Origin of the sequence: Succinatimonas hippei YIT 12066 (genome assembly GCF_000188195.1) — a bacterium.
Lineage (GTDB): Bacteria > Pseudomonadota > Gammaproteobacteria > Enterobacterales > Succinivibrionaceae > Succinatimonas > Succinatimonas hippei.
In genome coordinates, this window is sequence record NZ_GL831043.1 from 1 (window position 1) to 7,526 (window position 7,526).

General features: G+C 40.7%; 8 protein-coding genes and 1 pseudogene. All 9 read right to left on the reverse strand.

Features of this window, described 5'->3' with window-relative positions; translation table 11 throughout:
- Positions 1–86 precede the first annotated feature (86 nt).
- Positions 87–365, reverse strand: coding sequence for a hypothetical protein (locus HMPREF9444_RS07445; RefSeq protein WP_009143799.1), 279 nt, complete (start codon positions 363–365; stop codon positions 87–89).
- A gap of 26 nt (positions 366–391) precedes the next feature.
- Positions 392–1,192, reverse strand: coding sequence for an aldo/keto reductase (locus HMPREF9444_RS07450; protein ID WP_009143800.1), 801 nt, complete (start codon positions 1,190–1,192; stop codon positions 392–394).
- A 185-nt stretch (positions 1,193–1,377) separates the two neighbouring features.
- Positions 1,378–1,728: a 50S ribosomal protein L19 gene (gene rplS / locus HMPREF9444_RS07455; RefSeq protein WP_009143801.1), complete on the reverse strand. Its 351-nt coding sequence runs from the start codon at positions 1,726–1,728 to the stop codon at positions 1,378–1,380.
- A gap of 1 nt (position 1,729) precedes the next feature.
- Positions 1,730–2,515 carry a tRNA (guanosine(37)-N1)-methyltransferase TrmD gene (gene trmD / locus HMPREF9444_RS07460; RefSeq protein WP_009143802.1) on the reverse strand — a complete coding sequence of 262 codons (786 nt, stop codon included), beginning with the start codon at positions 2,513–2,515 and terminating at the stop codon, positions 1,730–1,732.
- A 2-nt stretch (positions 2,516–2,517) separates the two neighbouring features.
- Positions 2,518–3,048 carry a ribosome maturation factor RimM gene (gene rimM / locus HMPREF9444_RS07465; RefSeq protein WP_009143803.1) on the reverse strand — a complete coding sequence of 177 codons (531 nt, stop codon included), beginning with the start codon at positions 3,046–3,048 and terminating at the stop codon, positions 2,518–2,520.
- A gap of 141 nt (positions 3,049–3,189) precedes the next feature.
- A pseudogene (rpsP, locus tag HMPREF9444_RS11275) lies at positions 3,190–3,420 on the reverse strand (30S ribosomal protein S16); the annotation flags it as partial.
- Positions 3,421–3,595: 175 nt separating this feature from the next.
- The gene (locus tag HMPREF9444_RS07475; RefSeq protein WP_040909399.1) at positions 3,596–4,312 is read right to left on the reverse strand and encodes a dihydrofolate reductase family protein; all 717 of its coding nucleotides are present in this window, start codon (positions 4,310–4,312) and stop codon (positions 3,596–3,598) included.
- Positions 4,313–4,442: 130 nt separating this feature from the next.
- Positions 4,443–5,843 carry a signal recognition particle protein gene (gene ffh / locus HMPREF9444_RS07480; RefSeq protein WP_009143807.1) on the reverse strand — a complete coding sequence of 467 codons (1,401 nt, stop codon included), beginning with the start codon at positions 5,841–5,843 and terminating at the stop codon, positions 4,443–4,445.
- 106 nt (positions 5,844–5,949) lie between these two features.
- Positions 5,950–7,296 carry an ATP-binding protein gene (locus tag HMPREF9444_RS07485; protein ID WP_040909400.1) on the reverse strand — a complete coding sequence of 449 codons (1,347 nt, stop codon included), beginning with the start codon at positions 7,294–7,296 and terminating at the stop codon, positions 5,950–5,952.
- Positions 7,297–7,526 lie beyond the last annotated feature (230 nt).

Consider the following 7,526-nt stretch of genomic DNA (forward strand, 5'->3'; position numbering starts at 1 on the left):
ACGGGGTTTTAGCCGCTGATCTTTTTTTGATAAATCTTAGTTGTAACAAACATTTCTTCGCGCGGCACGCCTAATTCCCTTACCGCCTACCCCACGCTCTTTTCATTGTGATACATATATGCCGTATCAATCAAACGTCCGCCTGATTTTAGTAAAGTGCCTACCGACAGCATACACTCATCATGATTTAAACTGTAGGTGCCGAGCCCCACTAGCGGTATATAATAACCGCTGTTAAGCAGCACCCTTTTAGTTTCAAAATTAAATTTTCCGATTTCTAAATTATCCTTCTTTAAATTAAGATCTGCGCTTTGTGCTGTCAGTGACGATAATGCTATAAACAATGCGGCAAAGAGCTTTAACATGGATAATTTTCTCCCTATGACAAAAATTAATACCAATTAAATAAAGACTTTTTACGATCAAGTCTCAAAATTTGTGCTTTATCTTCTGTACTTAAATTAAAATCAAAAACATTTAAATTTTCCTGCTGCCTTTTTTCATCAGCGCTTTTCGGTATAACTGCAATACCGTGTTCTATTTGGTAACGCAAAACCACTTGAGCTGCTGTTTTATTATATTTTTCGGCAATTTCAACCAATACCGGCTCTAAAAAAACATTTCTGCGACCTTCAGTAAAAGAAGCCCATGCCTGCATCTGTGTTCCGCGGTCATTTAGCAATTGCTTAAAATCAAGCTGTGAAAAATACACATGGGATTCAATTTGATTAACAGCAGGGATCAAACCGCAGCGCTCAATGAAGGACAAGTAACGGTCTTTATTAAAATTGGAAATTCCGACAGCACGAACCTTCCCGCAATAAAGCGCTTCCTTTAAAGCTTCGTACATACCGAAAATATCCCCGTAAGGCTCATGAATTAAAGCTAAATCAATATAACTATCATTAAATAAGGAAATCGACTCATCAATACCGCTTCTTACGCCTTCGTATGAAGCATAAGAGCCGCTGAATTTCGTCGTGATAAACAACTCTTCACGGGAAATATTACTGTCTTTACAGGCCTTGCCTACGATGTCCTCATTTGCGTACATCTTAGCGGTATCAATAAGACGGTACCCGCTCGTCAAAGCCGAAAGAATCGCCCTATAACCTGAAGGGCCGCGTAAATCCCAAGTGCCTAATCCCAAAATCGGCATTTTTATGCTGTTATTTAAAGTTAAATATTCCATATACACCTGAAAATAATGTCTTATAAGTTGAAGGTAACGGATTTTTCAGAGTATAGCCAATACTTAATTTTTATTTGACAAAATAACAAAAAGGCATTGAAAAGCAAAAGGGAGGGACAGAGACGAAGAAAGCAGGACGTCGCCTGCCTTCTTGAACGAATAATAAGCTAAATAATATCTTATTATTAGACCTTCTCGCGAATACGAGCTGCCTTGCCGGAAAGCTTACGTAAGTAGTAAAGCTTGGCACGACGTACGTCACCGCGACGGGTAACGGTAATTGAAGCGATAAGCGGAGAATGGGTCTGGAATACACGCTCTACGCCTTCACCTGATGAAATCTTACGAACGGTGAAAGAAGAGTTCAAACCACGGTTACGCTTAGCGATAACGTTGCCTTCAAAAGCCTGCAAACGGCTCTTATCACCTTCGACAACGCGAACTTCAACACGAACGGTATCGCCCGGATTGAATTCAGGAATGTCGGAACGAAGCTGCTCTTTTTCCAACTGATCAATAATCGGATGGCTTGCCATTTTAATTACCTACCCTTAATGTATTAAAAAACTGTTCGGCCTCGTCCTCACGCCCTTGAGCTTTGAGGTATTGGCAAAGAAGCTTGAGCTCCGTTGCGTCAAGACCACGTATTTGCAGTAAATCCGGCCGTCTTTCATAAGTACGGACCACTGCTTGCTGTAATCTCCAGAGTCGAATCTTTGCGTGATCGCCGCTTAATAAAATCTCAGGAACTTTGTCACCGTCGATTTCCTCAGGTCTTGTATACTGAGGGAAATGCAGCAAACCTTGTGCAAAGGAATCTTCCTCCGCGTTACGGATATCACCGAGAACTCCCGGCACCATCCGCGAAACTGCATCGATGACACACATGGCGGGTAATTCGCCTCCCGACAGCACGTAGTCACCGATTGACACCTCCAGATCGACTTCTTTCTGAAGGATTCGCTCATCAATACCTTCGTAGCGGCCTGCTACCAAGATAATCGAACCCCAATCATGGAATCGCGTGACCAGTGAGTGGTTGAGACGCTCTCCTTGAGGAGACATGCATACTACTTTAGTCCCGGCAGGAGCCTTAGCTCGAGCTGCGTTTATAGCATCACGCAGCGGCTGTACTTTCATCAACATACCGGGACCGCCGCCGTACGGCTTATCATCCACGGTCTTATACTTGTCGTAAGCGTAATCGCGCGGGTTAAAACACGTGACGGAAATTAATCCTTTTTCACATGCGCGACGAGTTACTCCCGACTCAGTAACAGCACTGAACATTTCCGGGAAGAGCGAAACAACACCAAACCACATGTTTAGTAATCTTCGCCCCACTCTGCCCTGATTATCTTAGCCTCGAGATCAATTGAGGTAATAATCGGGCCAATTACACAAGGAATGAGTCTTTCTTTAGGACCATTCTTCGTGCGGTCAGAGGGAGACACCACTAATAAAGGAGCGGCTCCGTGATCCATAATTCTCGACACAACGCCGAGTTCAACTTCATTCAGGCCAATTACTTTGCACCCTTCAAGGTCGCACAAGTAAAATTCACCTTCAGAAGCAGGAGGCAAGCTTGAGCGCTTGATCCCTATTTCCATGCCGGTATAAAGCTGAGCTTCTTCCCGGACATCAACCGCATTGAGTTTTACAATAAAACCGTCACCATGCGGTTTCCAAGCTTCGACCTGAACCTCACGCCATTCTTCCCCACGCCGGCGAATAAACCATGGCGAGTAGTCAAAAAGGTTTTCAGGTTGCTCGGTAAAAGACTGAACTTTCAACCAGCCTTTTATTCCATAGGTAGAACCTAATCTGCCCATGGGGCGCGGAACATCACCTGCCATACAGCAGATTGATTATTAAGCCTGAGCGGCTTCAGCAGCCTTGGCAGCAGCTTCAGCTTCGGCCTTTGCCTTACGGAAAGCGACTTCAGCAGCGTGCTTGTCAGCTTTGTACTTAGCGACGGCTTCAGGTCCCATCTCATTCTCTTTCAATAAGCGCTGTACGCGCGGAGAAGGCTGAGCACCCTTGGCGATCCAGTTCTGAATAGCTTCAACGTCAAGACGTAAGCGAACTTCATTACCGCAAGCGATCGGGTTAAAGAAACCGACCTTTTCGATAAAACGACCGGTTGCTGAGAAACGAGAATCAGCAACTACTACGTGATAAAACGGACGCTTTTTAGCGCCGAGACGACGTAAACGAATGACTACCATTTCGTAATTTACCTATAAGTTTAGCGATTTAAAATAAATCGCTGTGTTAAATAAATACAGTTGTGCGATCATACTCGATTTATCGCAAAAATCAAGACGTACACCAAAATATTTACGGACGAGAAACATATCCCGAAAAACTATCGGCTTAAAAAATATACAAAGCTAAAAAGTATTAATCAGCGTATGACACAGCGTAACGCAGCAATACTACGTCTCCTGAAAACTTTTCACATGTAAGTAAATGCAACTGCGCTCCTTTACCCGGAATATCGCTCTTATCTTCACCTTGATAATTTACGATTGAGTCAATTCCTGACATTCCGTCAACGCTGGGATAAACAAGAATACTGAACTCATTTATAAGCTTTGCTTTTAAAAATGATCCGTTCACCGCTCCGCCGCCTTCAAGCAGCAGATTTTTCACTGCAAAGTATTTTTCAAGATCTCTTATTACCTCTGCAATTGCCTCATATCCGTCTTTAGCAAAGATATAAGAGACGCCGACCTGCTTTAACTCATCTAAATATTCGCTTTTTACATTAGGTGATACTACCGCAACTATGTGCTCGCCGCTTGGCAGCAAGCATGTCTTATAATGAAGCTTTCCTTTTAAATCAAAAACTATACCTAGCTTTTTTCCTGAAAAATCCCCGATAAAGGGCAAACGATCAACAATCACATCCGTAAGAGAGGATTCTTTTTCACTTATTGAATCATCAAGCTCGGACATAGTCTTGCGGCCTATAATCCAGCCGTCATAATGATAAAGATTTGCCGCCTCGTCATATACCGTTGAAATGTCGGTTTTAATAAAAGGCTTGGTCCAACGGGCGGTTTTAAGTCGCCCGTCAATTGATGAAATCATATGACAGATAATGCGGCATTTCATAACAAAACTCCTTACGTTTCTTGTTATTATCTAATATTAAGCTATTAATGCCGCTTGCTTTTAAAGCAAGATCATATTTTGCAAACAAAAAGGGCGGAAAATTTAATCCGCCCTCTTTTTAATGTTCAAGTTATCTTTTGAACATTCCGCCCATTCCGGGGAAATTCGGCATTCCGCCCATTCCCATGCGCGATAATCCGCCCATCATGCCGCGCATCATATTACGCATACCGCCTGAGCCCATCTTCTTCATCATCTTCTGCATCATTTCAAACTGCTTTAGAAGCTGATTAACCTCTTGGATCTGAACACCGGCACCTGCTGCGATACGACGCTTACGGGAACCCTTAATAATTTCCGGTTTGCGTCTTTCTTTTTTAGTCATAGAGCAAATTATTGCTTCCATATGCAAAAGCTGCTTATCGTTAACTTTGCTTTTTATCTGATCGCTTAAATTACCCATGCCGGGAAGCTTATCCATAAGACCGGTAAGACCACCCATTTTTTTCATTTCCTGCAGCTGAGACAAGAAATCATCAAAGGTAAATCCCTTTCCCTTTTTGATTTTCTCAGCCATCTTCTTGGCTTTCTCAACATCGGTACTGCGCTGCAATTGCTCAATTAATGACAGCAAATCACCCATATCAAGAATACGAGATGCTATGCGATCAGGATGAAAAGGCTCCAACGCTGCAACTTTTTCACCCATACCGATAAACTTAATCGGCTTTCCGGTGATCTCGCGTACGGATAAAGCAGCACCGCCGCGCGCATCGCCGTCAGCTTTAGTCAAAATCACACCGGTAAGCGGCAGAGCTTCGGCAAATGCCTTTGCTGTATTGGCTGCATCCTGACCGGTCATGGCATCAACGACGAATAAGGTCTCGATAGGATTTACTACTGCATGAAGCTTTTTAACTTCATCCATCATGAATTCGTCAACGGCAAGACGACCTGCAGTATCGACGATTAACACGTCATAAAAACGAGCCTTTGCTTCAGCAAGAGCCGCTGCGGCAATAGCTTCAGGAGTTGACTTAGGATCTGACGGGAAGGCATCCACGTTAATTTCCTTAGCCAAAGTTAATAGCTGATCGATAGCTGCGGGGCGATACGTATCGACAGACACCATTAAAACTTTCTTTTTAAGGCGTTCTTTAATATATAAAGCAAGTTTTGCAGCTGACGTGGTTTTACCGGCACCTTGCAAACCTGCAAGCAAAATAACTGCAGGAGGCTGTGTGGCTAAATTAAGCTCGGCAGTTTCTCCGCCCATGGTTTCAACTAATTGAGCATAGACGGTCTTAATAAATTCCTGTCCGGGAGTTAAGCTTAAACTTACTTCTTGACCTAAAGCTTTTTCCTTGACCTTTTGTGTAAATGATTTAACCACCGGCAAAGCAACATCCGCTTCAAGCAGGGCGGTTCTGACTTCGCGCAGCGTATCTTTAATATTGTCTTCGGTAATACGGCCTTTACCGCTAATATTCTTTAATGTTCGGTTTAGACGCTCGGTAAGATTATCAAACATAAAAAATCCTCTAAAACTATGTGAGCCATTATAGCCGATTACTGCAAAAGCCTAAAATTTTGCCGATGGTTTAAGTTTATTTAAGCAAATAAAACTTTTAACTTGACTAAGAAACTGCTGACAAATCTATTTTATAGATAAGGGGTTTTTCCTTCTTTTTTTCAATAAGCATCACCATATATATCGGAGCGTATAAGATCTTGCCGATTTGTTTAATATTTGCATTACTAAGTACCAGCGCTTCTTTAATATTGTATTCAGAATTTTCCAAAATGTTAGTTAAAGCTCGGTGAACAGCATAATCTTTTCCCGACTTTACCTCTATAGGTAAAATCATGCCGTCTTTTTCAACGACAAAATCAAGTTCGCCTTGCTTTTTACTGTTGAAATAATACAAATTAAAGTCGTGTGCGGCTAATTCCTGTGCCACCGCATTTTCGTAAATCGCCCCGAAATTAATATCCGATTGCCCCATAATTATTTTTAATTGAATGCCGTCCGAATATTGAGCAGCCAATAAGCCGACATCGCTTTGAAATAATTTAAACAGATTTCTTGACTTTGCCAATAATAGCGGAACCTTAGGTTCTTCTACGTTATATACGGGCAAAGCTACTCCGGCATTTTTCAACCATAAAAAACTGTCTTCGTAATAGGTAAATTTAGCGTTTTGATTCAGGCTTTTTAAAATAAAACGCTTATTTTTAGCATTAAGCTCCGACGGAATTAAATCAAAAATTTCTTCAATCTTTAGCTTGTTTTTATAAGCATATTGAGAAATATCCCATTTATATAAGCGAATAATTTCCTGCTGAACCGCTAAAACCTCCTGAAGATTATTCGTTTCAAGATATTTACTTACCGCAGCCGGCATTCCTCCGACAACAAGGTACAAACGAAACAGCTCCAAGAGTTTTACATGAATTACATCGTCCACGGACCTTTTTTCATAAAAAGCGTCTTTAATATGGGAAATAATAGCTTTATTAACATTATTACAAATAAGAAATTCCTCAAAATCAAGAGGATACATATCCTTAACTTCCAAATATCCTACCGGAACTGAGCGTAAATCCCGTAATTCAACCCCAAGTAAAGATCCGCTTAATATGTACCTATAAGATCCTTCTTCTACTAAAAACTTAATTGCGGTAACAATTTCCGGACATTTTTGCACCTCATCAAAAAAGATTAAGGTTTTTCCTTTAATTAAAGGGATATTCGTCATGGCTGACAGACGCAACAAAATATCAGCGCTGTTTTTTGCCGTTTTGAAAATTTCTACCGCACTTTGATTTTCTACAAAATTTATTTCTATAAAACTCTCAAATTTTTTCCCGAATTCCCTTACAGAAAAAGTTTTACCTATCTGCCGTGCTCCGGTTATCAGTAACGCATTTTTAGATCGTCTAAAAAATTCTTTTATAAACGAATCAATTTTTCTTTTCAGCATATCTTTTTCCACGGTAAAAATATATTTAACTTTAAATATAATCTATCAAAACTAAAATTACCGCTTTTCTAAAAAAAATTTTGCAATTTTTACCACTTTTCCAACGATTTTTTCTTAAAAATTACCGCTTTTCTAACTTATTTTGTTATATAAATTTATAAAATATAAAATATTATTATATTATGTAATTAATTTGTTAAACTTAAAAGTTGCGGATCTAGATAAGTAAC